This window comes from Paraburkholderia sp. (genome assembly GCF_028283785.1).
GTDB lineage: Bacteria > Pseudomonadota > Gammaproteobacteria > Burkholderiales > Burkholderiaceae > Paraburkholderia.
Genome location: NZ_JAPWKB010000011.1, coordinates 65,261 through 89,498, shown reverse-complemented (window position 1 = coordinate 89,498; position 24,238 = coordinate 65,261). Strand labels below are relative to the sequence as shown.

The 24,238-nt window shown below is 63.2% G+C and carries 21 protein-coding genes and 3 pseudogenes; 8 read left to right on the top strand and 16 right to left on the bottom strand.

All coding sequences use genetic code 11. The annotated features are described in order from the left end of the window. Positions 1–112 precede the first annotated feature (112 nt). Together PW947_RS11620 and PW947_RS11615 are read right to left on the bottom strand one after the other, a co-directional pair. Positions 113–1,915 (bottom strand): peptidase S1, encoded by a 1,803-nt coding sequence (locus tag PW947_RS11620; RefSeq protein WP_299631749.1) that lies wholly within the window; start codon positions 1,913–1,915, stop codon positions 113–115. 54 nt (positions 1,916–1,969) lie between these two features. After that, positions 1,970–3,529 (bottom strand): S53 family peptidase, encoded by a 1,560-nt coding sequence (locus tag PW947_RS11615; RefSeq protein ID WP_299631747.1) that lies wholly within the window; start codon positions 3,527–3,529, stop codon positions 1,970–1,972. 267 nt (positions 3,530–3,796) lie between these two features. Here PW947_RS11615 and PW947_RS11610 point away from each other — a divergent pair, with 267 nt between their 5' ends. Further along, a complete protein-coding gene (locus PW947_RS11610) occupies positions 3,797–4,303 on the top strand; it encodes a DUF1993 family protein (RefSeq protein ID WP_299631745.1) in 507 nt (168 codons plus the stop codon). Between the two features lie 137 nt (positions 4,304–4,440). Here the strand turns inward: PW947_RS11610 and PW947_RS11605 are convergent, their stop codons facing one another. Next, positions 4,441–5,070 carry a LysE family translocator gene (locus PW947_RS11605; RefSeq protein WP_299631743.1) on the bottom strand — a complete coding sequence of 210 codons (630 nt, stop codon included), beginning with the start codon at positions 5,068–5,070 and terminating at the stop codon, positions 4,441–4,443. Positions 5,071–5,203: 133 nt separating this feature from the next. Here PW947_RS11605 and PW947_RS11600 point away from each other — a divergent pair, with 133 nt between their 5' ends. Further along, positions 5,204–5,668 carry an Lrp/AsnC family transcriptional regulator gene (locus PW947_RS11600; RefSeq protein WP_299631742.1) on the top strand — a complete coding sequence of 155 codons (465 nt, stop codon included), beginning with the start codon at positions 5,204–5,206 and terminating at the stop codon, positions 5,666–5,668. A gap of 93 nt (positions 5,669–5,761) precedes the next feature. Further along, entirely contained in the window at positions 5,762–5,995 is a 234-nt protein-coding gene (locus PW947_RS11595) for a hypothetical protein (protein WP_299631741.1), read from the top strand. Between the two features lie 172 nt (positions 5,996–6,167). Here the strand turns inward: PW947_RS11595 and PW947_RS11590 are convergent. From PW947_RS11590 to PW947_RS11560, 7 genes and pseudogenes are all read right to left on the bottom strand, one after another. After that, positions 6,168–7,655 (bottom strand): annotated as a pseudogene (locus tag PW947_RS11590) (MFS transporter); the annotation flags it as partial. Positions 7,656–7,680: 25 nt separating this feature from the next. Then, positions 7,681–9,108: an efflux transporter outer membrane subunit gene (locus tag PW947_RS11585; protein WP_299631740.1), complete on the bottom strand. Its 1,428-nt coding sequence runs from the start codon at positions 9,106–9,108 to the stop codon at positions 7,681–7,683. After that, complete coding sequence (locus PW947_RS11580; protein ID WP_299631739.1) at positions 9,105–12,401, bottom strand: efflux RND transporter permease subunit; 3,297 nt, start codon at positions 12,399–12,401, stop codon at positions 9,105–9,107. Before PW947_RS11580 ends, PW947_RS11585 begins: the two co-directional genes overlap by 4 nt. A 9-nt stretch (positions 12,402–12,410) precedes the next feature. Beyond that, positions 12,411–13,745, bottom strand: coding sequence for an efflux RND transporter periplasmic adaptor subunit (locus PW947_RS11575; RefSeq protein WP_299631737.1), 1,335 nt, complete (start codon positions 13,743–13,745; stop codon positions 12,411–12,413). A 346-nt stretch (positions 13,746–14,091) separates the two neighbouring features. Further along, complete coding sequence (locus tag PW947_RS11570) at positions 14,092–15,192, bottom strand: NADH:flavin oxidoreductase/NADH oxidase (protein WP_299631735.1); 1,101 nt, start codon at positions 15,190–15,192, stop codon at positions 14,092–14,094. A gap of 68 nt (positions 15,193–15,260) precedes the next feature. Further along, entirely contained in the window at positions 15,261–16,265 is a 1,005-nt protein-coding gene (locus tag PW947_RS11565) for a zinc-binding dehydrogenase (RefSeq protein WP_299631733.1), read from the bottom strand. 53 nt (positions 16,266–16,318) lie between these two features. Beyond that, on the bottom strand, positions 16,319–16,819 hold the full coding sequence (locus PW947_RS11560) for a lactoylglutathione lyase family protein (RefSeq protein WP_299631731.1): 501 nt from the start codon (positions 16,817–16,819) through the stop codon (positions 16,319–16,321). A gap of 101 nt (positions 16,820–16,920) precedes the next feature. On the opposite strand from PW947_RS11560, the gene PW947_RS11555 reads away from it, so the two are divergent. Beyond that, positions 16,921–17,808: a LysR family transcriptional regulator gene (locus tag PW947_RS11555; RefSeq protein ID WP_299631729.1), complete on the top strand. Its 888-nt coding sequence runs from the start codon at positions 16,921–16,923 to the stop codon at positions 17,806–17,808. Positions 17,809–17,905: 97 nt separating this feature from the next. Here the strand turns inward: PW947_RS11555 and PW947_RS11550 are convergent, their stop codons facing one another. Next, positions 17,906–18,436 (bottom strand): hypothetical protein, encoded by a 531-nt coding sequence (locus PW947_RS11550; RefSeq protein WP_299631783.1) that lies wholly within the window; start codon positions 18,434–18,436, stop codon positions 17,906–17,908. A 231-nt stretch (positions 18,437–18,667) separates the two neighbouring features. On the opposite strand from PW947_RS11550, the gene PW947_RS11545 reads away from it, so the two are divergent. After that, on the top strand, positions 18,668–19,126 hold the full coding sequence (locus PW947_RS11545) for an NUDIX domain-containing protein (RefSeq protein ID WP_299631728.1): 459 nt from the start codon (positions 18,668–18,670) through the stop codon (positions 19,124–19,126). Positions 19,127–19,288: 162 nt separating this feature from the next. Beyond that, entirely contained in the window at positions 19,289–19,690 is a 402-nt protein-coding gene (locus PW947_RS11540; protein WP_299631726.1) for a hypothetical protein, read from the top strand. Positions 19,691–19,717: 27 nt separating this feature from the next. Here PW947_RS11540 and PW947_RS11535 read toward each other — a convergent pair whose 3' ends face one another. Together PW947_RS11535 and PW947_RS11530 are read right to left on the bottom strand one after the other, a co-directional pair. After that, positions 19,718–20,269, bottom strand: coding sequence for a carbonic anhydrase (locus tag PW947_RS11535; protein WP_299631724.1), 552 nt, complete (start codon positions 20,267–20,269; stop codon positions 19,718–19,720). A gap of 110 nt (positions 20,270–20,379) precedes the next feature. Then, the gene (locus PW947_RS11530) at positions 20,380–21,258 is read right to left on the bottom strand and encodes an NmrA family NAD(P)-binding protein (protein WP_299631723.1); all 879 of its coding nucleotides are present in this window, start codon (positions 21,256–21,258) and stop codon (positions 20,380–20,382) included. A gap of 229 nt (positions 21,259–21,487) precedes the next feature. On the opposite strand from PW947_RS11530, the gene PW947_RS11525 reads away from it, so the two are divergent. Continuing rightward, on the top strand, positions 21,488–22,396 hold the full coding sequence (locus PW947_RS11525) for a LysR family transcriptional regulator (protein WP_299631722.1): 909 nt from the start codon (positions 21,488–21,490) through the stop codon (positions 22,394–22,396). Between the two features lie 245 nt (positions 22,397–22,641). After that, positions 22,642–22,986 carry a hypothetical protein gene (locus tag PW947_RS11520; RefSeq protein WP_299631721.1) on the top strand — a complete coding sequence of 115 codons (345 nt, stop codon included), beginning with the start codon at positions 22,642–22,644 and terminating at the stop codon, positions 22,984–22,986. Positions 22,987–23,014: 28 nt separating this feature from the next. On the opposite strand, the gene PW947_RS11515 is transcribed toward PW947_RS11520, so the two are convergent. From PW947_RS11515 to PW947_RS31225, 3 genes and pseudogenes are all read right to left on the bottom strand, one after another. Then, entirely contained in the window at positions 23,015–23,311 is a 297-nt protein-coding gene (locus PW947_RS11515; RefSeq protein ID WP_299631787.1) for a hypothetical protein, read from the bottom strand. Positions 23,312–23,369: 58 nt separating this feature from the next. Then, positions 23,370–23,855, bottom strand: a pseudogene (locus PW947_RS11510) (ATP-binding cassette domain-containing protein); the annotation flags it as partial. Further along, positions 23,853–24,208: pseudogene (locus PW947_RS31225) on the bottom strand (SDR family oxidoreductase); the annotation flags it as partial. The pseudogenes PW947_RS31225 and PW947_RS11510, both read right to left, overlap by 3 nt. Positions 24,209–24,238 lie beyond the last annotated feature (30 nt).

Sequence of the window (24,238 nt, the reverse complement as noted above, 5' to 3'; positions counted from 1 at the left end):
AGTCGGGTGAATGCCAATTGCAGACCGGAATAAACGACGCGCGCACTGACAAAGATCATCAAAACGACTCAATCGCGCGTCGTAATTCCAGATAACACGTCAACGTTTCCGATCAACTTGCGCGACGTGCCTGCAATGCACGAATCCGGCTCATGGCTTCGCCGTTCGACACCGCCGCTTCATACATCGACGCCAGATCCGCCTTCAACGCCGTGCGCGATCCGCCGTCCAGATACACCATATGGCCCGACGGATAAAAACGCGCGGACAGGTTCTGCCGCACCTGCTGGCTGACGAGCGGCATCTGCTGCAAATCGAGAACGGTTTGATAAAACGGCGTCACGTAGTCGTAGAAACCGTTCGCCGACAGCACTTTCAGATCCGTGTTCAACGCCATTACCGCTGCAAGATCGCCGGCCGTGTAGAGAATGACGTTGCCCTTCGCGTCCAGCCCCTTTTGCGCGCCGGTCGGATCGATATGGCCGAAGTCCCAGTTCTGGAACGCCTGGTCGTTCAGGTCGGTGAACGACGAGTCGGACGTGAATTTCAACTGCTCGTTCAGATACACGTTCCACATCGTCGTGTAGACGCCGGTCACGGCCGTCATGGTCGGATCGTTGCCGCCCGAATTCGGATCGATCTTGCCGGCGATGCCGGTCTCGATGGCCGTCACGCGACCGTCGTATTCACCGAGCGCCAGGCCTTTAGACTTCAGCAAGCTCGTCAGGAACAGCGAATTGCCGCGGCTGTCGTATGCGGCGATATCGAGGCTCCACGCGAGCAGCGTCGTCTTGTCGATGCCCGTGTATTCGCTGAGCTTTTCGACGATCGACGAATCCGTGGTCGGGAACTTGCGCAGCGCGGCGATGTAGTCGGTGCGGGCGAACTGCGCGACCTCTTCCGCGAATGCGCCGAGATCGGTGGGACGCGGCGCGATGCCGAGCTTCTTGTGATACCACGCGTCGGCGGCAGCGGTTGGCAACGCGCCGACCGGATTGCCCGCCTGCGTGTAATCGAGGATCGACGATTGCAGCGTGATGCCGTTCAGATCGACGCCGTCTTCGTGCAACCGGTACGCCAGCACGCAACTGCGCGCCGTGCCGTACGACTCGCCGAACAGAAACTTCGGCGAATTCCACCGGTTGTTCTTCGTCAGAAAGCGCTTGATAAATTGCTTCAGCGAATCCGCGTCCTGATCGACGCCCCAGAAATCGCGGTTCTTGTGCGGCGCGATCGCGGCCGAATAACCGGTTCCGACAGGATTGACGAAGACCAGATCACTTTTGTCCAGCAGGCTGTCGGGATTGTCTTCCATCGCGTACGGCGCGGGCGGCGTGAAGCTCGGCATCGACGTCTTGATCCGGCGCGGCGCAAACGAACCCAGCAACACAAACACCGACGACGAACCTGGCCCGCCGTTATAGAAAAACGTGACCGGGCGCGATTCCTCTTTTTGCGCATCTTCGGTGAACGCGACATAGAACAGTTTTGCACTCGGCAACGAACTGCTCGGGTCGACGGTGACGAGATGGCCCGCCGTTGCCGTGTAGTTGATCTTGCGCCCGCCGATGGTGGTCGTGTGATGCGTGACCGCGGCGTTTTCGCTGGTATCGGTGACGGAATCGTCCGGACCGTTGCCATAGGCGACGGGATCGAAGAAAGGATGATCGCCGGAAGGACTCCGCGATTTTCCGGCCGGCGCCCTGGCGCGCGACGAAGGCGGCGGTGGCGTCCTGGCCGCGCCCGTCGCGGCATTCTTCGTGGTCGAAGAAGCCGCGTCGGCAGGCGCGGCGGGTTCAGCTGGTTTTTCGACCGGCTTTTCGACCGGCGCGGCGGTCGTTTTCACGGGTTCGGGCGAGACGTGCGAATTGTGAGACGACTGCGGACTGCCGGACACTGCATCGGGATTCGACATGATCGCTCCATGGTTTTTCGAATTGCGCCGGGTAAGCCTGAGTTACCCGTCAGACTATAGTGCTGCCGCCACCTTCTGACCATCAGGACTCCCGAGCCCCGTGCAGGCATCCCATCCCGCCGACGCCGCAAAGCTGCCGTTATTGCCCTGCGTGATGTCGTGACACACGCCCGGCGTCTTGTACAGCTTCGGGTTCACGAAACCGACCGGCTGACCGTTCGTTGCGTTAATGCGCGCGATCAACGCGGCCCACAACGGCGCGACCGCGCTGGTACCGCCGACCACCGTGGTCGAGCCGCCGATCAGCACTTCGTAGCCGGTCATCGGTGATGCGTCGCCGGCCACGTCGGGCACGCCGCGTCCGGTCAGCGGCTTCTTGCCGCCGGACGACGCCGTCGAAGTCAGCCCCTTTTGCCATACCGGAACCGGGAATGCCGCGCTGACGCCGCCACCGCCCGCGCCGCCCTGCGCGCCGTCGTTCCACACCACTTCGTGCGTGATCGATTGCCCGCTCGCGGTCAGGTTGGTGCCGCCGCACGCCAGCACGTAGGGGCTCGACGCGGGGAAATCGACCGAGTCGCCGCTGGGCGCGCCGTCGCTCGATCCGCTGTCGCCGGACGCAACGCAGACCGTCACGCCCATCGTCACCGCTGCCTGCAACACGCTGTTGAACGCGTCGCGCGATTGCTGCGTCCAGCCGGTTTCCGGGCCGCCCCAACTGATCGACACCACCGACGGCTTGTTGGTCGTGTCATGGACCGCGCGGCTGACGGCATCGATAAAGCCGGAATCGCTATTGGGCGAAAAGTACACGGCGATCGTTGCCGACGGCACCAGCGCCCCGACGATCTCGATGTCCAGCGTCACTTCGCCGTCCGGGCCATTTGGATCGCCGCTCGGATGATTGCCGCCCTGATCGACGCCGACAGATTTTACGGTGGGCGATTTCACGCCCAGACCGGAGAAATACGCGTTGAGATCCGAGGTCGAATAGCCGCCGCCGAGCTCGATGATGCCGACGCACTGCCCCGCGCCGTCGCCGGCCGGAAAGTCGTACAGCGACGCGAGTTGCAACGGCGTGTACGACACCTGCTGCCGCGCGTTTGCCGGGCGAAACGGCGGTCTGATCCGGAAATGCGGCCGCGCCGGCGGACGGTTGTCGAGACCGAGCACGGCGGTGACCACTTCGTGAAGGTCGTCCGGCACGCTGATCGAGCCCGAGCGGCCGCGATACCGTCCAATGGAATGGTGTTCGTACTGATGCAGTTCGACGTCGAACGCGGTCTGGAACTGCTGAACCGTGCCGCCCAGCACGACGAGGCTTGCGGCCGGATCGTCGCGCACCACGCTCAGGCCGTGTTGCGCCGCAAACGCATTGACCTTCGCGATGTCGTCGGGCGCGGCGCCGAACTGCTGGGCGAACGCTTCGCGCGACAACGGCTTTGCGGCGGGGTCGCCCGCTTCGAGCTTGTCGAGCAAGGCCTGGAACTGCGGCTGCGCATGACGCCGCAGCATGACGACGACTTCGATCTTCTCAGCGGGGTCGCATGCGCCGACCACTTTCGAACCCGCTGCGATGGCCCGCTCACTGCCGGGCAGGAGATGCTTGCTCATGGTTTCGACACTCCGTGGTGCTGCGCGGATTTCGCGCGATGAAACGGGTGAAGCGGCTAGAACGTCGCGCGGAAGCTTGCACGGATGCGCGTCGTCAACCCGTCCGACCATTCGATTCGAACACAGTTCCGGAGTGTGCGGCAGTCGGCCGAATGGCCAGCTACGACCCGTTGCGGGTCGCGCTATGATGCTGAAGCGGCGATCCAGCCGCTGCATTGACTCGCGCAATCCCCATGCGCACGAACGAAGAATTCGAGGAATCGTCTAATGTCCATTTCGATGTATCAAGCGTCGGTGCCGGCACTCGTGCGCGGCCTGACCGCGCTGCAAGCCATTCTCGGCAAGGCCGAAGCCCACGCGGCAGAAAAGCAGGTCGACCCGTCCGTGTTCACCAGTGCACGCCTGTTCCCCGACATGCTGCCGCTGACGCGCCAGATCTATATCGCCACCGACACGGCCAAAGGCTGCGCGGCGCGCCTCGCGGGCGTCGAGCCGCCGAAGTACGACGACGTCGAAACGACTTTCGACGAGCTGACGGCTCGCCTGCAAAAAACGATCGACTATCTCAAGAGCCTGGATGCCGCGCAGATCGACGGCTCGGAAGAGCGTGAAATTGTGTTGAAAATGCGCAGCGGCCCGATCGAATTCACGGGCGCGTCATATCTGTTGACCTTCGTGCTGCCGAACTTCTATTTTCACGTGACGACGGCTTACGACATCCTGCGTCACAACGGCGTCGAGCTGGGCAAGCTCGATTACCTCGGCGGCCGCTAAGTTCTCCGGCTTTCCGGCGCGTCGCGAACACCAACGCCGCGTCGAAAACGACAACGCGCGAAGGCACCGGTAGCGAACCGGTGCCTTCGCGCACTCAGATCGTGCCGCGCGTCACGCACCGCATCCGGCCGATCGCATCAATCCATCGAAAGCCGCAACGCAAAGCCGATCAACGCCGCCGAAAAGGTCCAGCGTTGCACCGTCTGCGCCCGCGGATGCGCACGCATCCAGCGCGAAATCGACGACGCGCCGGTCGCATAGGTCACGTCGAACGCCGCGCCGATGGCGAGCAGCACCACGCCGAGTTCCACCATTTGCCACGCCACCGGCCCCGCTTCCGGACGCACGAACTGCGGCAACAGCACCGAACAGAACAACAACGCCTTCGGATTCAGCAGGTTCGTCAACAAACCTTTGATGAACACGGTGCGATGCGAATGACGCGTCGCGCTGGCGTCGTCACCGGACGGCAACGCGAACACGGGCGAGCGGAAAATCTGCACGGCGACATACGCGAGATACAACGCGCCGCCATAGCGCACCACCTCGTATAACCAGGGCGCATTGCGCAACAACGCGGCCACGCCGCACGCCGACAACGTGACGTGAACCGCGCGCGACGCACCGAGCCCCGCCGCCGCCGCAAACCCGCTGCGCGCGCCGCGCCCGATGCTGGTCTGGATCACCAGCGCCATGTCCGGCCCGGGCACCGCGTACACGACAAACAGCGCGGCGATATAGACGATCAGAAGATGCGTGGAAATCATAAAAACCCCCGGTTTCGAAGGCTCTATCTTGCAATTGGATGCGGAGCGATTGCTGGCGTAATTCACGGCTCGGCTGCGCTGGATTGGTGGAATCCGCTACACTGTGTAGATTAACCTCGCCTTTCCCCTACCCATGCCCGACCTCGACAAACTCGACCGCGCCATTCTCGCCGCGCTTCAAACCGACGGCCGCATGTCGAATGCGCGTCTCGCCGAGGTGGTCGGGTTGAGCGAGACGCCGTGCGCGCGCCGGCTGAAGCGCCTCGAAAGCGACGGCTATATCGATCACTATCGCGCGGTGCTGTCGCGGCCCGCGCTCGGGCTCGGCGTGATCGCGTTCGTGTACGTGCGCTTCGCGGTCCACGACCGCGCGGTGGCGACGCGTTTCGAGCGTGAAGTACAGGCGATTTCGCGGATTCTGTCCTGCCACAACGTGTCGGGCAGCGCCGATTACATCTTGCAAGTCGTCGCGCGCGATCTCGACGATTACGGCACCTTCATGCGCGATCAGTTGCGTAGTCTGCCGGGCGTGACCTCGGTGGAATCGTCGCTGTCGCTGCGCGAAGTGAAGGCGACCGGACCGTTGCCCTTGTCGTGAGCCACGCGCGCAGCGCGCCCGTGGCATAGTGACCGCCACGGCCGTTCGAGGCCCACGAACCCGCAAAAACACCAGAAACCAGATGGAGTTGTCATGAATCACGAACAGGCGCGAGCCGAAGAAACCCGCGCAATGGAGCGCGTGCTCAACGCCACCCGCCAGGTGCAAACCTCGTTCGCCGCATTGCAGTCGCTGTTTCCGCCGTCGGGTGACGGCAAGCCGTCGCAATTCGCCCTTCAAACCTTCGACGCCGCGCTTCAGGAACTCGAAGAAGCGCAAGCCGCATTCGACGAATTGCTCGGCGATCTGCTTGACGGCAATCGCTAGCCGTTTTAGCCGTGCGCCACGTGCTGGATAGCATCGGCACAGCAAAAAGCCCGGTCATCGACCGCATAAGCGGTCGATGACCGGGCTTCGTTCGAGGACGCCGCGCGGACTTGACAGTTAGTTGCCTCCAAGGCGGCGCGCGCCGGTTCGGCGCCAGCCGCTCAACGAGACGTCATTCCGGCACGGCGTCGCGCATGTTGCGCGCGAGGCGCACGATCAGCAGCAGGCCGACGAACATCACGATTCCGCCTGCAATCAGACTCGATCCGATCGCGAGCCGATAGATTTCGACGACGCGAAGCTGCTGGTCGTGCGGCAACTGCACGATGGCGGCCGCGCCCTGCTCGATCAGCGTCGACGAATCGATCGACGTCGAGAAACCGTCGAAGCTATGGCGCATCGACGCGCCCATCACGCCACCCGACAGGCCGATCCCCAACGCGCCGCCCAGCGACCGCACGAACGACATCGACGCCGTCGCCTCGCCGATCGCGCCCGACGGCACCGAGTTCTGCACGATCACCGTCGCGTTCGGCATGCCCATGCCCATGCCCATCCCGAGCACGCCCATCGCCACGAGGAAATACGGCGCGCTCGCGCCGACATGCGCCAGCACTGACAGAATCGCCAGCCCGGACGCCTCCAGAAACACGCCCAGCGCCAGCAGTCCGATCAGGCGACGGTTGGTCGAACCCAGGCGTCCGCCGATAAACGAACTGATCAGCATCATCGCCACTTGCGGCAACAGCATCAGACCGGATTGCTCAGGCGTCTCGTGCAGCACCAGTTGGAAATACAGCGGCATGAACACCAGCGAGCCCATCATCGCGAACGCCATCAAACCGGACGCGGCCACACAGGTCGCATACGGCGCATTGCGGAACAGGCTGAAGTTGACGATCGGTTCGGCCGTGCGCCGTTCGACCACGACCAGCAGCGCGAAGCACGACACCGCGATCAGACCGAGGCCTGCCAGCAGCGTCGCGTGACTGGCGAGACCGGCGCTGCCCGCGTCCATGATCAGCAACGCGGCCGTCGCGCCGCACACCAGCAAGGCCGCTGCTGCCGCCGGCAACGAAGTCAGCGCCACCGCCAGCGAGATCAGGCCGATCGGCAGATTGACGTAGAACACCCAGCGCCACGAAAAGTGCGTGGTAATGAAGCCGCCGAGCACCGGCCCGGCCGCGCTGCTCGCCGCGAACGCGCCGGTGAACAGACCTTGATAGCGGGCGCGGTCGCGCGGCGACACGATATCGCCGATCACGGTTTGCGACAGCGTCATCAAACCGCCCGCGCCGAGCCCTTGCAGGCCGCGAAACAGGATCACCTGCGTCATGCTCTGCGCCGATCCGCACAACACCGACGCCAGCAGGAACGTGCCGACGCTGATCGCGAACAGCAGCTTGCGGCCGTACATATCGGACAGCTTGCCGTACAACGGCGCGCTGACCGTCGAGGTCAGCATGAACGCGGTGACCACCCACGTGATCCGCGACAATCCTTCGAAATCGCTGGCGATCACCGGCAGCGCCGTCGATACGACCGTCTGGTCGAGCGCGGCCAGAATCATCGCGAGCAACAGACCCGCGATGATCCAGCTTCGTCGCGCGCCCTGCACGTATCCGCTTGCTATGTTCTGCGTCATATTTCTCGATAATTTGTGGCGTTGGCGCCGTTGTCCGGCGTCACTTCGCGCTGGCCTGGGTCTGTTCCTGCTGCGTCCAGCCGCCGCCCAACGCCGTGTACAACGTAATCAGATTGCTTTGCTGGCCGAGCCGGTCGGTGACGAGCTGGCTTTGCGCGGTGAACAGCGTGCGCTGCGCGGTCAGCAAGGTCAGGAAGCCGTCGAGACCGGCGCGATAGCGCGCGTTGGCGATGTCGTAGTACTTCTGCGCGGCATCGACATATTCGCGATCGGCTTCGACCTGATCGACGTAAGTGGTGCGTCCGGCCAGGCCGTTCGACACTTCCTTGAACGCCGTCTGGATCGCTTCCTCGTACGCGGCGATGTCGATGTTTTTCGTGATCTTCGCGACGTCCAGCGACGCTTTCAGATCGCCGTAGTTGAAAATCGGCACCGAGATCGACGGTGCGAACGACCACGAGCCGGAGCCCGCCTTGAACAGGCCGGTCAACGCGCTGCTGGCCGTGCCGGCGGCCGCCGTCAGCGAGATCGTCGGGAAGAACGCAGCGCGCGCCGCGCCGACATACGCGTTCGACGACTTCAGCGTGTGTTCCGCCTCGACGATGTCAGGACGGCGCGTCAGCAGATCGGACGACAACCCCACCGGCACGTCGGCGAACAGCATGTCGTCCTGCAGTTCACGATCCTGCGGGAAACCCTCCGGCAACGCGCAGCCGATCGCCGCAACCAGATTGTTGCGATCCTGTTCGACCGCGCGCTGGTACGACGCGACGCTCGCCTTCGCGCTCGCCAGCGACGTGCGCGCTTCCTGCACGTCCTCTTCCGCGCCGCTGCCGAGTTGCGCGGATTTCAGCGTGGTTTCGTAGGTTTCCTGATCCGACTGGACCGTGTGTTGCGCGATATTCAGCAACGAGCGGTCGGACAGCCACGTCAGGTAGTCGGTGGCGGTGGTCGAGACGAGGCTCAGTTGCGTGCTCAGACGCGCGGCGTCGGTGGACAGATATTCTTCGAGCGCCTGGTTTTTCAGGCTACGCAAGCGTCCGAAAAAGTCCACTTCCCACGACGACATGCCCAGTTGCACCGACGAACTTTGACTCGTCACGCCGGACGAATGCGCCTTCGTGTTCGTCCCGGTGGCGGTGATGGTCGGCGCGAGATTCGAACGCGCGATCCGGTATTGCGCTTCGTACTCGGCCACCTTCAGCGCGGCCTGTCGCAAGTCGCGGTTATTCTGCAAGGTCAGCGTAACAAGCTGTTGCAGATACGGATCTTTGAAAAACGCTTTCCAGTCGCTCAACACCGCCTGGTTCGCGGCGTCGTCCGGCTTCGCGGCGACAGTGCGCACCGCGCCGCCGCCTGCAAAACTGTCCGGCACCGGCGATGCGGGCCGCTGATACACCGGGTCCATCGAACAGGCCGTGGTCAACACGACCGCCGCAATCGCGGCTGTCACGAGTCTCAGCTTCATGGTCGTTTCTCCTCTTGCTGGCCATCGCTTCGACTGCCATCGTTCTGATTACCGCTTTGATCGGCGTGGTCTTGCCCGTCGTTCGCGGACGACGCAACCGCCGTGTGATCCTTGCCCTTGCCGAACTTGCGCACGACCACGAAGAACACCGGCACGAACAGCACAGCCAGCACCGTCGCGGCAATCACGCCGCCCAGCACACCCGTGCCGAGACCTTGCCGGCCGGCCGCGCCCGCGCCGCTGGCAAGCGCCATCGGCAGCACGCCGAAACCGAATGCGAGCGAGGTCATCACGATCGGACGCAAGCGAAGATGCGCGGCCTCGACGGCGGCGTCGACGATGCTCTTGCCGCTTTCGTGCAGCGACTTCGCGTATTCGACAATCAGGATCGCGTTCTTGGTCGCCAGACCGACGGTCGTCAGCAAACCGACCTTGAAGTAGATGTCGTCGGACAAACCGCGCAGATGGGCGGCCAGCAACGCGCCGACCACACCGAGCGGCACCACAAGAATCACCGAGAAGGGCACCGACCAGCTTTCGTACAAACCGGCGAGACACAGGAACACGACCGCCAGCGACAACGCGTACAGATAGATGGCCTGCGATCCGGCCAGGTTTTCCTGATACGACTCGCCGGTCCATTCCATGCCGATGCCTTGCGGCAACTTCGCGACCAGTTCCTCGACCGCTTTCATCGCGTCGCCGCTGCTGACGCCCGACGCCGCCTGCACCGACATTTCCGCCGCCAGCGTGCGGTTATAGCGCTCGACCTGCGGCGAACCCGCCGTCCAGTGACCGGTGGCGAAGGCCGAGAACGGGACCATCGTGCCGTCGTAACTGGTGGTCGTGCTGCCCGAGGTGCTCGACGTGCTCGACGACGTGCTGCTCGAACTGCTGGACGAACTCGACGACGAACTGCTGCTCGACGTGGACGACGTCACGTACCAGTTGCCGATGTCGTACGGCATCATCCGGTACGGCGCATCGCCCTGCACATAGACCTTTTGCACGCGGCCGGTGTCGATGTAGTTGTTCACGTAGGTCGAACCGAACGCCGTCTGAAGCGTCGAGTTGATGTTCGCCGCCGTGACGCCCAACGCAGCCGCTTTCAGATAGTCGATATCGACTTCATATTCCGGCACGTCGTTCATGCCGGCCGGACGCATCCCCGCAAGACGCGGATCTTTCGCGGCCGCCGCCATCAACTGGTTGCGTGCGGCGACCAGCGCATCGTGTCCGGCCGCGCCCTGGTCTTCGAGTTCGAAATCCAGCCCCGCGTAGCTGCCCAGCGATTGCACTGCGGGCGGATTCATCACGAACACCTGCGCGTTCTTGATCTTCGAAAATTCCTGGTTGGCTGCGGCGATGACTGCTGCGGCCTGCTGGTCAGAGCCCTTGCGAACACTCCAGTCCTTCAGGCGAACCATCGCCATCGCTTCGTTCTGGCCGGTGCCCGCGAAGCTGAAACCGCCGAGCAACATGACCTTGTCCACGGCCGGCTGCTTCATGAAATAGCTTTCGACCTGCTTCGACACGACGTCGGTTTCGGCGGCCGAGCTGCCTGCGGGCAGATTGACCATCGCCATGATCGACCCCTGGTCTTCATCCGGCAGGAACGACGACGGCAGATTCCAGTACAGCAGACCGGCGATCCCGCAGATCAGCCCGTAAGCGAGCAAGGTGCGCAGCGGACGCGCCACCAGACGCGACACGACATTGCCGTAGCGGGTATTGCCCGCCTCGAACGCACGATTGAACTTGCCGAAGAAACCCTTGCCATGCTGTTCCGCGTTCACCGGCTTGAGCAGCGTCGCGCACAGCGCGGGCGTCAGCGTCAGCGCGAGCAGCACCGACAGCACCATCGCGGCGGTGATCGTCAGCGAAAACTGCCGGTAGATCGCGCCGGTCGAGCCGGACATGAACGCCATCGGGATAAACACGGCGATCAGCACCGCCGTCACGCCGACCAGCGCGCCGCCGATCTGGCTCATCGCCTTCAACGTGGCCTCGACCGGACTCAGACCTTCGTCGCGCAACAATCGCTCGACGTTCTCGACCACCACGATCGCATCGTCGACCAGCATGCCGATGGCCAGCACCAGCGCGAACAGCGACAGCACGTTGATCGTGAACCCGGCGATCGACATCAACCCGAACGTGCCCAGCAGCGCGACCGGCACCACGACGGTGGGAATCAGCGTCGCGCGCAGATTGCCGAGGAACAGGTACATCACGAGGAACACGAGGATCACGGCCTCGAACAAGGTCTTGACGACCTCGCGCACCGACACCGAGATATACGGCGTCGTGTCGTGCGAATACTCGACCTGCACGCCCTTCGGCAACTGTTTTTGCAGCGTCGCGAGCTTCGCCTTGACGTCCTTCGCGACGTTCAGCGCGTTCGCGCCGGTCGCCAGTTCGATCGCCATCGACGCAGCGGGCTTGCCGTTCACGCGCGATGTGGTGTCGTACGAGTCGCCGCCCACTTCGATCCGCGCGACGTCTTTCAGATAGACGCGCGAGCCGTCGGTGTTGACGCGCAACAGGATGCTGCCGAATTCGTCGGTGGTTTTGAGGATGCCCTTGGTGGTGATCGTCGCGTTGATCACCTGCGTGCTGGTCGCGGGCGTGCCGCCGATTTGCCCGACCGACAACTGCGTGTTCTGGTTTTCGATCGCGGTCGTCACGTCGCTCGTCATCAGCCCGTAACTGTGCAGCTTCTTCGGATCGAGCCAGATACGCATCGAGTGCTGCGCGCCGAACAGTTGGACCTGACCGACACCGTCGATCTGCGTCAGCGGATCTTCGATGCGTGTGGCGATCACGTTACCGAGATCGATCGCGTTCATGCTGCCGTCGGTGGACGTCAGCGACACCACCATCAGGAAGCCCGACGAACTTTTGGTGACCTCGATGCCTTGCGTCTGCACGACCGACGGCAACGATGCATTCGCTTCCTGCACCTTGTTTTGCACCTGCATCGCGGCGACGTCGGCATTGGTGCCGGATTTGAACGTCAGCGTGATGGTCGCGGTGCCGGCCGAACTGCTGGTGGACGACAGGTACAACAGATTGTCGATGCCGGTCAGATCCTGCTCGATGACCTGCGTGACCGTGGTCGCGACCGTATCGGCGGATGCGCCCGGATAGGTTGCGGTGACGCGGATCGACGGCGGCGCGATGCTCGGATATTGCTCGACGGACAGACTGGTAATCGCGGCGGCGCCGATCATCATGATGACGATCGCGATCACCCACGCGAGAATCGGACGATGGATAAAGAAACGTGACATACGCGCTCCTTATCCCTGCGCGGCCGAAGCCGCTGCGGGTGTTGCGGTCGTCGTCGCGTCCGATGCCGCCGGTGCAGTGGATGCGGCCTGCGTCTGTTCGACCGGCTGCACCTTGCTGCCCGCGTTGACGGTTTGCAGGTTATCCAGCACCACGCGATCGCCGTCCTTCAGCCCGCTTTTCACGACCCACTGGTCGCCGTACGCGGTATCGGCGACCACCGACCGGCTTTGCACGGTGTTGCTCTGATCGACCACGAGCACCGTTGACGCGCCCGAAGAACCGCGCGTCACGAGATTTTGCGGAACCAGAATCGCGCTGTCCTGCGAGCCTTCGCTGAATTTCGCGTGGACGAACATGCCGGGCAGCAATTCATGCTTCGGATTCGGAAACACCGAACGCAACGTGACCGAACCGGTGGTCGAATCGACTGTGATGTCGGTGAACAGCAAACGGCCGGTGTTCGGATAAGGCTCGCCGTCTTCGGTGGTCAGCGTCACCGCGACATCGCCCGGCTTCAACTGTCCCGACGAGATGGCTTTTTGCAGACGCAACGCTTCGGCGCTCGAACGCGTGACGTCGAGATACATCTCGTCGATCGACTGGATCGTCGACAGCGCGGTGGTTTGATCGGCGGTGACGAGTGCGCCCGCCGTGTACGACGACTTGCCGATCCGGCCGCTGATCGGCGCGACGATCTGCGTGCGTTCGAGATTGATACGCGCGGTTTCCAGCAGCCCGCGATCCGCGACGACGTCGGCGCGTGCTTCGTCGGCGGCAGCGACGTAGTTTTCGACATCCTGCTGGCTGACGCCTTTAACTTGCAGTAAGGCTTGATAACGCTTCGCCGTGATGTCGGCGGCGCGCGCGGTGGCTTCGGCCTTCGCGAGCGTGCCGCGTGCATTGTCGTAGCTCGCCTGATAACTCGCCGGATCGAGTTGGTACAGCGGCTGTCCGGCCTTGACCGTCGATCCTTCGACGAACAGCCGCTTCGTGATGACGCCGTCCACCTGAGGCCGCACGTCGGACACCTGAGTGGCCGACAGACGTCCCGACAGATCGTCGATGATCTCGATCCGCGCGGCGTGCAGCGTCTTGACCGAGACGGTCGGCGTGGCGGGCTTCTGCGCGGCGTCGTTCGACGACTTGCTGCAGGCGGCGACGCTGAACACCATCGCGACGCACAGCGCGGGCAAGGTCAGACGCGGCAGGCGCGGCAGATGTGACGCAGCGAACGCGACGACCCGCCCGAGGCTGGAGCGGGTCGATGCCGGCACACGATGAGCCGTGACGTGCTGGAGTGTGGCCTCGTTGGGAACCGGCGGGCGTTCGGCGTGTGATGTCATGTCGGCTTTCGCATCCTCTTGGCGACGGGTTCGGGCTTAAGCCCTGCTAACGATTCCTGATACTTCGGTGTTAGCGAAAGTCGCCAAGGCTACGCGGCAAAGCCTTAGGGCGGCTTACCCGACTATTACGAGTTGTAACCCTCGCAAAAGTTGATTGAAGCTGGCCGACAGCCTTCCGCCGACTGCTGGTTGAGTGCACGAACGCGACTTGAACGTGCGTCGGGCGCGACTTGAAGTCGCATGCAAAAACACCCTGCGGCAGCGCGCGCAAAGACGTAAAGTCCTCGCGCGCGCCATCGCAGGGTGCGGTCCTTCGGCGACAGCGTGAAGGCTGTCGCGCGGCGGCTTACTGGCTCACGGCATACCGTTCGAGCCAGTGTGCGTACGGCGCGGGCAACACCCACGACGGACGCGTCTGCTTCAGTTCCAGCGCAGCGTGATACGGCCAGTGCGGATTCGCGAGATGCGCGCGACCGACCATCACCAGGTCCATCTGACCTTCGGCGATGGTGCGCTCGCAGATCGGCGGCGAGTCGATGCCCCACGCCGACGACACCGGCAGTTCGGCTTCGCGACGCACGCGTTCGGCGATCGGCGCGAGGAACGCCGGGCCCCACGGAATGTTGGCGGCAGGCGTCGAAAAACCGACGCTCACGCCGAGCATGTCGAGACCGCCGCGACGGAATGCCTTGGCCAGTTCGATCGATTCGTCGAGCGTCTGTTCGTCGCGGCCGTCGTATTCGATCACGCCGAAACGCGCGGTCAGCGGCAGGTTCTCCGGCCACACGTCGCGCACGGCGGCGAGCGTTTCGAGCAGGAAGCGGCTGCGGCCCTTGAAGTCGCCGCCGTATTGATCGTCGCGCTGGTTCGCGTGCGTCGAGAAGAAGCTTTGCGCCAGATAACCGTGCGCAAAGTGCAGTTCGAGCCATTCGAAACCGGCGTCGCGCGCGCGCTTCGCGGCAGCGACGAAGTCGGCCTTGACGCGCGCGATATCGTCGAGCGTCATCGCTTTCGGCACCTTCGGCAGGTTCGCGCCGAATGCGATAGCCGACGGCGACAGCGTATCCCAGCCGCGCGGGTCGCCGTCGGCGATATGGTCGTCGCCTTCCCACGGACGATGCGCGCTGGCCTTGCGTCCCGCATGCCCGATCTGGATGCCCGGCACCGAACCGGCCGCCTTGATCGACGCGGCGATGCGCGCCATGCCTTCGGCTTGCGCGTCGTTCCACAAGCCGGTGCACGCCGGCGTGATCCGGCCTTCCGGCGACACCGCCGTCGCCTCGACGATCACCAGCCCTGCACCGCCGCGCGCGATGCTGCTGTAGTGCGTCTGATGCCAGTCGTTGGTGAAGCCATCGACGGCGCTGTACTGACACATCGGCGGAACGGCGATCCGGTTGCGCAGCGAAACGTCCTTGAGGGTGTACGGCGAAAAGAGTGCTGACATGCGTGTTTCCAATCGAATAGGTGAAGTGCTGCGAGTTGTCCTGCCAGCGCCGCTTCGGCTCAGCCGGGTCAGACCGAGACCAGCGGCTTGCCGGAAAACTGCCGGTGTTTGAGACCGTCGAGTTGATCGGGCAAGTTTTCGAAACCGCCGACGATACACGGTTCGGCTTCGAGCCGCCCACCGGCCAGCGCGTCCAGCATCTGCTCGCCGGCATGCGTCAATGCCGCCCAGGCGGCGCTGTCGCCGAATACATGCAGCGCGCCGAGCGCCACTTCATGCACGGACAACGCGCGACCAAATGGCGCACATGGCCAGTGTTCCGCGCGCCCCTGGATGCAGACCAGATGACCGTTCGCGCGCAGCGCGGGTGCGACGCGCGTCGCGTGATCCGCATTGACGCAATCGACAATCGCGAAAAAGCGCGCGGCGTCGCTCGCGGGCCACGACACGCCGTCGGCGAGCGGTCCTTCCAGACATTCGCTGACGCCCAACGCACGCAAACGCGGCCAGTGACGCGGATTGCACATCGCACTGACGACGAAGCCGCGCGCGAGCGCCAGTTGCACCAGATAACGGCCGACAGCACCGCCCGCGCCGCTGACCAGCAGCGTGCGTCCGGTCTGCGCGGGCAGTTTTTCCAGCGCTTGCCATGCGGTCAGCGCCGGACACGGAAAGCTCGCGGCAACCGTCAGATCGAGTCCGGCCGGCACGCGCAACAGCACGTTCGCGTCGATCGGCGTGTATTCGGCATAGCTGCCCGGACGATGCAGGCTCTGGTGGTACGCGACGCGCTGACCGAGCCACGCACGATCGACGTTCTCGCCGATCGCGACCACGGTTCCCGCGCCATCGACGCCCGGCACTTTGCCCGGCTGCCAGCCCATCTGCGCGTCGCCGAGCACTTTCCAGTCGACCGGGTTCAGGCCGATCACCGCGTTCTTCACCAGCACGTCGCCCGCTTGCAGCGGTTGTCGCGCGACGCGTTCGAGCGACAGTTCATGCGGCGTCGAGCCGCCGCGCCAGACCCACGCGCGCCAGTCGGCCGGCCATTCGATATGTTTCGGTTCCGTCATTTCAAGTCTTCGTTGTCAGTTGCGGCCGGGCGACGTGGGCCCCGCCGACCGGCTTACTGATACGCGCCCGCCGAGTACGTGAGTTCGTAGCTGTGGCTGTAGATTTCGAGGATGTTGCCGAACGGGTCTTCCATATAGACCATGCGATACGGCTTTTCGCCGGGGAAGTATTCGCGCACCGGCATCCGTTGCTTGCCGCCCGCAGCGACGATCTTCGCGGCCAGGCCTTCGACGTCCGGGTCTTGCACGCAAAAATGGAACACGCCGGTTTTCCAGTATTCGAAGTTGTTGTCCGGCTTTTGCGCATTCGGAAACTGGAAAATCTCGACGCCGATGCGGTCGCCGGTCGACAGATGCGCGATCCGGAACGAGCCCCAACCGCCGCCGAATACATCCGTGCACATCACGCCGATCGCACTGGTGTCTTCGGTGATCGTGGTCGGCGGCATGATCAGATACCAGCCCATGACCTCGGTGTAGAACTTCACGGCGGCGTCGAGATCCGTCACCGACAGACCGATATGCGAAAAAGCGCGGGGATAGGGAGTAGGCATCAGCGAAGCGTCCTTTCAGGAAAATGGGCTCGCTAACAGACTACGGCTACGACGCTATAATTAAAACCACGTAGCAGTAATCCATTCGATAAATTATCGTTATGCTTAATCCCCAATGGCTGCGCACTTTCGGAACCCTCGTCGAGCTGGGCAACTTCACGCGTGCCGCGGAGCGGCTGCAACTGACGCAAGCGGCGGTCAGCCAGCATGTGCGTCATCTGGAGGACGAACTCGGCTTGCTGGTGATCCGGCGGCCGCGGCGGCTCGAACTGACGCCTGCGGGCAACGCGCTGCTCGACTATTGCCATGAGATGGAGCTTGCCGACCGACGGTTGCGGTTGCGGCTGTCCGGCACCGACGACGAATCCGGCGAGGTCAGCGTGATCAGTCCCGGCAGCATCGGGCTCGCGCTGTTTCCGATGCTGCTCGGTCTCCAGCAGACGCATCCGGGCTGGATCGTCCGGCACCGTTTCGCGCCGGATCCGGAAGTGCTCGGCGCCGTGCTGCAAAATCAGTACGAACTGGGACTCGTCACGCTCAAACCCGACGATCCGCGCCTGAGCGCCAGCCATTTCACGGAGGAACCGCTCGAACTGGTCGTGCCGGCCGGTCAGGACGTGCATGACTGGCGCGATCTCGAACGACTTGGCTTTATCGATCATCCCGACGGGCAGGCGATGGCGAACCGGCTGCTGAGCCGTCGTTTTCCGGGCAATCCGGGCATCCGCACGGTGCCGCGAAAAGGCTTCAGCAATCAGGTCGGGCTTATTCTGGAACCGGTCGCGCGGGGCTTCGGTTTTACGGTGATTCCGCGCTATGCGCGCACCGCGTTTGCGCAGCAGGACGCGATTGCGGTGGTCGAGTGCGGCGCGGCCGTCGTCGATACGTTATGGCTGATTCACCGGTCGGAATGGCCGCTGTCGCGTTGCGCGGCACGCGCCGTCGAGCATTTGCGGGAGCAGCTCGCGGTGACGTCGGTAGGATTGTGAAAAGTGTCGGCTTTCGATGCAAAGCGCGGCACCGGTCACGGACGGTGCCGGTGCCGGTGCTACCGCTCAAGCGAAAACGCTCAGGCGGTGCAACGTATCAGGCTTTTGCCGGGCGTCCGGTCTTGACGGCCTCGACTGCCGACACGGCGGCGACAAGGCGCTTCGACGGCGCGGCCGCGAGCAGCAGCAAGCCCGCGCGCAGCAGTTCGCTCTTCTTCACCGAGATGCCTTCTTCAAGGCAGCGCTGCTTGAGTTCCGCGATTTTCGCGTAGTCGGACTTGGGCATCGTGAAGCTGTCGCGCACGACTTTTTCTTTCTTCGCGCGGCGGGCGTTTTTCGTCACCGTTGCGGGTGCGGGAGCAACGGGTGCCGAGGCCACTGCCTCAACCGCTTCAACCGAAGCAACCGGCTCAACCGACGCAACCGCCGTTTCCGCTTTGGCGCGCTTACGGCTCTTCGCCTGCGGCTTCGCTGCCACTTCCGCTTCCACTTTCGCCGGCACCGCCGCTTCCGTCGCCGCAGCCTTTACCGGCTTCGACTTCCCCTTCGTTGCTCCCGCTTCCTGTTCGGGCGTCGTAGGAAAATGGAAGGTTTTCTTTGTGGCTTTTTTCGCAACAGCTTCGGTCATTATTTTTTCACCCCTCAAATTAATTGTATAAACAGTATATACGGTTTATACAATTACACGAATGGCCCGCGCACCGATGCGCAGCACGACACACATGGACGCATCGCCGATGAGCCTGTCACGGGAAAGTCACAGTTCACACCCATCATCTTCGACCATATGGCGAAGGGAACTCGCCGCTGAAACAGGCAGAGGGCAAACAGCGCCCCGCCCAACCGGAAGAGACATGCCGTGAAACAACGTGCGACTGTTGTGTGTTCGTCGGGCACTCGCCTGCTTCTCGTCAGCCGCGACGGCGCGCGCTGGTCGCTGCCGGGCGGACGGCCGAAAACGGGTGAAGCATTGCAACGAACCGCGAGCCGCGAGTTGCTGGAAGAAACGTCGCTGCACGCAACGGACGTTCGGTACATCTTCGCCGTCAACGGCATCAATACCTGCCATCACGTTTTTCTCGCGGGGTATTCGGAGGCCACGCGCCTCGCACCGCGCAATGAAATCACGCATTGCCGCTGGGCCAAAATCGCCGAGATTTCACGACTCGATACCAGTGTCGCCACTCGGGCCATTGTCGAGATTCTCGTGATGAGCGCGGATCGCAGCAACGGCAGCGCGGCGCCCTATCGTCAACGCGCGAAGACATTGCCCGAACAGGCGCAGGTCGCATTCGACGCAAACGCCTGGTTCGCGTGACCGGTTTCGACGCGTCCGCGACCGGACGCCGACAACGCCGCGCTCGCCGCACATTCCACTACCCGACAAGACTCCACCCGACCCGCCACGCGGTTCTTTGGAACCGTGACGCGGTACGTTCTATTTTGATGCGCGACATGTGCGCCGTATCATGAGATTCGTTTGAGCGGCCTGTTCGGACGCGCATTCGTCTGCGGAAAAGCATCGTGTCGTCACCCGACACGCGCCGCTCACCCTGCGCTTCGCGACACACGGTACCGTGCTGCCCGCTCCCTTATCGCGTCCATGCAGGGTCTGAGAATGTCTGAAAATACGGGACGACCGTCGCGGTCGCTGGATGCTATTCAACGCGACTTCAACGACCTCGTGGCGTCGAAGCTGACCGGCGACATCGCGCGCGACAAATTCGAGCGTCTGTGGGACGAGACGAATGTGATTGCAGCAAAGACCGTGACCACACCCGAAGGCGACCGCTGCATTGCGCTGCTCAAACAGATGCATCAAATCTTCGACACCACGCGCATCGACACCAGGCCGCCGGACGGCTATCACCGCCACCATTGACACCCGCCCGGCATCGTTGCGGCCGCGTCATGCGGGTTCCGCATCGGGCCGCAACCGCGCCGGCGGAACGACGGTCTCCACGAGGCCCGTTTTCACGTCGTAGACCAGTCCGCTGACGGTAAAGCCGCCCGGCAGATTCGGGTTCGCCTTGAGCGACGCCACGTCGAGCGCAACCGCCCGATACGGGTCGGTGATCGCGAGGTCGTCGAGCGTGTCGTCCGCGACGCCCATATGCTTTGCCAGCAACGCGGGCGCGTGATGGTAGCAACCGGCAATCCCGCAGTCGGTGTGCTGGAGCAGCACCAGATTCCATCCGGCGCCCACCGCTTCCCCAGCCGCACGTGACACCGTGCCGAGAATCGCCATCGTTTCGAGCAGCGCTGGATTCACGCGTCCGCCGACATTGCGGATCACCGCCGCTTCGCCGGGTTCGAGTTTCAGCACGTCCATCGGATCGACGCGGGGATCGACGCAACCGATGATCATCGTGCGTTGCGACGGCAGTATTTTCAGGTCGGGGGAAAAGCCGGTTTCGGCAAATTCGGCATTGCGGCGGAGTAGCGTATCGAGAAAATCCATGATGACCTCGGTGGTTCGATGTGAGAAAACGGGTTGAATGCGTTGCTGCGTGCTGATTTCGTGAATTCAATCAGCGATACGAACGATTGGATCGACGGTTCCGGTTGGCGTCATTGAGCGTTGAGCGTGTTCGCGTGAAGGCGGGCGAATTCACCCACCGTCATCGAGCGGCGGCCGGTGATCGTTTCTACGTTGTTATCCGCGCCGGACATGTGGCCATGTTGAAAGTCATTCATTGCGCCGCCCAGATGCTGAACGATATACGGCGGCACGCCCATTGCCTCGATCGAGCGGCAATATTCATCGACCGGCAGATCCTGAAACACGATTTTTCGACCCAGCGCTTCCGACAACTCGGCCGCCATCTGCTGATGGTCCATTTCGACCGGCCCGGAAAGCGGAATCGTCGTACCGATATGCGCGTCGGGATCCTTCAGCAACGCAGCGATTGCGCGGCCTTGATCCGCTGCCGCGATCGGCGAGTGACGTCCTTTGCCGACCGGCATCCGCAAGATCCCTTTCTGCAGATACGGCAACTGCCACGGATACAGCAGCCATTCGAGGAAATACGTCGGACGAAGGTGTATCACCGGCAGACCCGACCAGTTGAGCACTTCCTCGGCGATAAACGTATCGCGGCACGAGTCACTGCCCGATTCGCGATTGGCCGACCGTTGCGACAGGTTGATCACTGTCTTGACGCCGGTTTCCTTCGCGGCTTGCGCGAAATTCACGGTTGCGTTGATCAGACCCGGCTGAACCGGCCATACGAGATACGCGGCATCCACGCCTTCCATCGCGTCGCGAACGGTGTTGATCTCGAGCAGATCGCCGACGACGATTTCCGCGCCCAACGCTTCGAGCGCGGTGGAACGTTCATCTTTGCGACGGACCATCGCCCGCACATTCAGACCGAGTGCAATCGACTCGCGGACGGTTGCGCGCCCGGTATCGCCGGTCGCGCCAGTAATGAGAACTTTCTTCGACATGATGAATATTCCTTATCAAACAGAGCTGGATCGTTTCGTTCAATGACTGTGTTTTCGGCTGCGTCGAACCGCTTTCGTGACCGGCGGTTCGCGTTCCGGTGCAGTCAATATCGCGTATCGCGCGGACGGCCGGTAGCCCCTGGATTCGGCTAACATTTATGCTGATTGAGCATCGATGCCGCGCAACACGGGGTATCGATCCCGTGGCCGCTGAAGACTGGAGACGCGCTTGAAAGACGTTCTGACATTCAGGCTTTACACCCGCGTTGCGCGGCTCGGCAGTTTTTCGGCGGCCGCGCGGGAATGCGGACTGGCGCAATCGCAGGTGTCGAGAATGATTGCCGAACTCGAAGCGGGGCTTGGCGCGCGCCTGCTCACGCGAACCACGCGCGCGGTGATGCCGACCGAAGCAGGACTGGAATTTCTTTCGCGCATGGAGCCGATACTCGCGGCGATCGACGATGCGGAAAACAGCGTGCGCGAGACGGGCGAACTGCGCGGCGTGCTACGCCTCGCAATGCCGTCGACCATGGCGATTCGCGTCGTGATGCCGCGCCTTTCGGCGTTTACCGAACGTCATCCGCTGCTCAGGCTCGAGGTGATGCTCGACGACCGCTGGCAAGACATGATTCGCGAAGCGGTCGATGTCGGCATTCGCGTCGGCAGTCTGCCGGATTCGGCGGGCACCGCGCGACTGATCGGCACGATGCATCGGGTGGTGGCGGCGGCGCCCGCTTATCTCGCCCGGCATGGCACGCCCGTGTTACCCGAGGATATCGCGCTGCATCGCGTGGTCGGCGGACCGGCCGGATCGCAGGCGTCGTCGTGGCAATTCGAGCGCGACGGCGAGCGCGCGTCGATCGATCTGCAACCGCACGTCGCAACCAACGACACCGCCGGCGCGCTCGCCGCAGCGGTCGCAGGACTCGGCATCGTATCGACGACATCGTGGGCGTGCCGCGCGGAAATCGACAACGGCGCACTCGTGCACGTGCTGCCCGACTGGAAAATGGCCGAACTCCCCGTGCACGCCTATTTCCCGATGGGCCGGACCACCCGCCTCGCAGGCCGCGCGTTCGTCGATTTCATCGCGGCCGAACTGGCCAAGGCGCCACTCGATTTCATCGCCGCCGGCTAACGGGGCTATTTCGGACAACGGCCCATTGGCGCAGCGTTCGCATGCCCTTCCCATTCCCGATTTGGAATACTGCGGAAGATTGCGACGCTTCAAGATTTTTGGCGTGAGGCCGTTAAAACGTTTGAAACGCGCCGCACAGTCACAGCGGCTGCGGCATTGTGGATCGAGCGACGCTCACGCGACGCGGCGACCGTTAGGCATCCCTATCCGTTTTAGCTCTACTCAAAGCTGCCCAGAAATACGATATGCGTTCGTACCTTGATAGTTGCGCAACCCTGCCGGGCCACGAAGTAACCGGCTCGCGCCCCGCGCTGCGACGCTACCGGATCGGCGCAGCGTTCCTGTTTATCGGGCCGTTCGCGTTGCTCACCGGATTGTCCTGCGCGACCATCGCCTATCTGGAGAGCGATGCGCTTTCGCTGATCGGCGCGATTGCGCTGGGTATCGCAGGCGCGACGATGCTGGTTTACGCGCGCCGGGTGTTCGACTGCTACGGCGGTGCAAAATGGCTTTCGCAGCGCGTCGAGCGTCTGCTCATTCCGGTCGAACCGGACTCGCGACGCAGTCCGAAACGGCCTGGAAAAGCGTAGCGACGACACAGCGGCGCCGCAGCTTCGATCACGCGGTCTTCACTTCCGGATCGAGCGTCGCATCGTCATGCATCACGCCGAGCAGCCTCGCCTGCGTGAACTCGTCGCGTTCCAGCGCTTCGGCGGTGTTCTGATACGCGACGCGTCCGTTGACGAGCACATACACCCGGTCCGCGATCGGCAAGACCATATCCGCCTGATGCTCGACGATGACGACACTCGCGCGGTCGGGTAAGCGCACCACGGCATCGAGCACTTCCTGCACGACAGCCGGCGCGAGTCCTTCGAACGGCTCGTCGAGCAGGATCGCTTTGGCCGGTGCCATCAACGCGCGGGAACAGCGCATCGATCCCGTCGACACTCACGCCGCCTTTGCGCGCGGCAAGCCGCAGGTTTTCATAGACCGTCAGGTTCGGAAAAAGCCGTCGTCCTTCCGGCACCATCGCAAGGCCGAGCCGGTTGATCACATGACTCGGCTGGTTGGTGATGTCGTGCCCGTCGAACGTGATCGAGCCGGAATCGACCTGCACGATGCCGGTGGCGGCGCGCAGCGTCGTTGTCTTGCCGACGCCGTTACGACCGAGAATCGCCACCACCTCGCCTGTGTTGAGCGTGAGGTCGAGGCGGTCGAGAATCGTGTTGCCGCCGTAGCCGGCATTCAGGTTCCTGATCGTGAGAAGCGGCCTGGTCGACGCTGCGCGCACCTCGCGCGTAGTCACCCGCTCGGCAACCGGCAGCGTCAGCTTCGAGCGACCCATATACGCTTCGATGACTTCCGGATGCGCCGCGACTTCCGCAGGCGCAACGATCTCACGATCCGCTTCAGCGAGACCCGCGAGCGGTTCGTCCAGTAAAAGGATCTTCGCCACGAGTGGCCGGAAACCGATGCTGGCCACGCCGCAGTCGTTCCAGTACGCGCGCGCCGATCCCTCGCAGGCCAGTTTGAATGCGCCGTAGTGCGTCTCGGGATGAGGCTGCGCGCCGTCGTCGGGACCGAACACGCCTGCGCTGCTCGCGTACAGCACGCTGCGCAGACCGACATTGCGCGCGGCATCGAACACGTTCAGCGTGCCGATCAGATTGATTTGCGCGGCGCGAGTTCGGCCAGCAAACGCGAGTCGCAACGCATGTCGAATGCGCGCACGCTGAGATTGCGCGCCAGCAGACGCCGCATGATCCACGCGGCAAGAAAGCCGCTTCCGCCCGTTACCAGAACCCGCATCGCTTGCTCCTCCAATGTGTAAAACTTTGA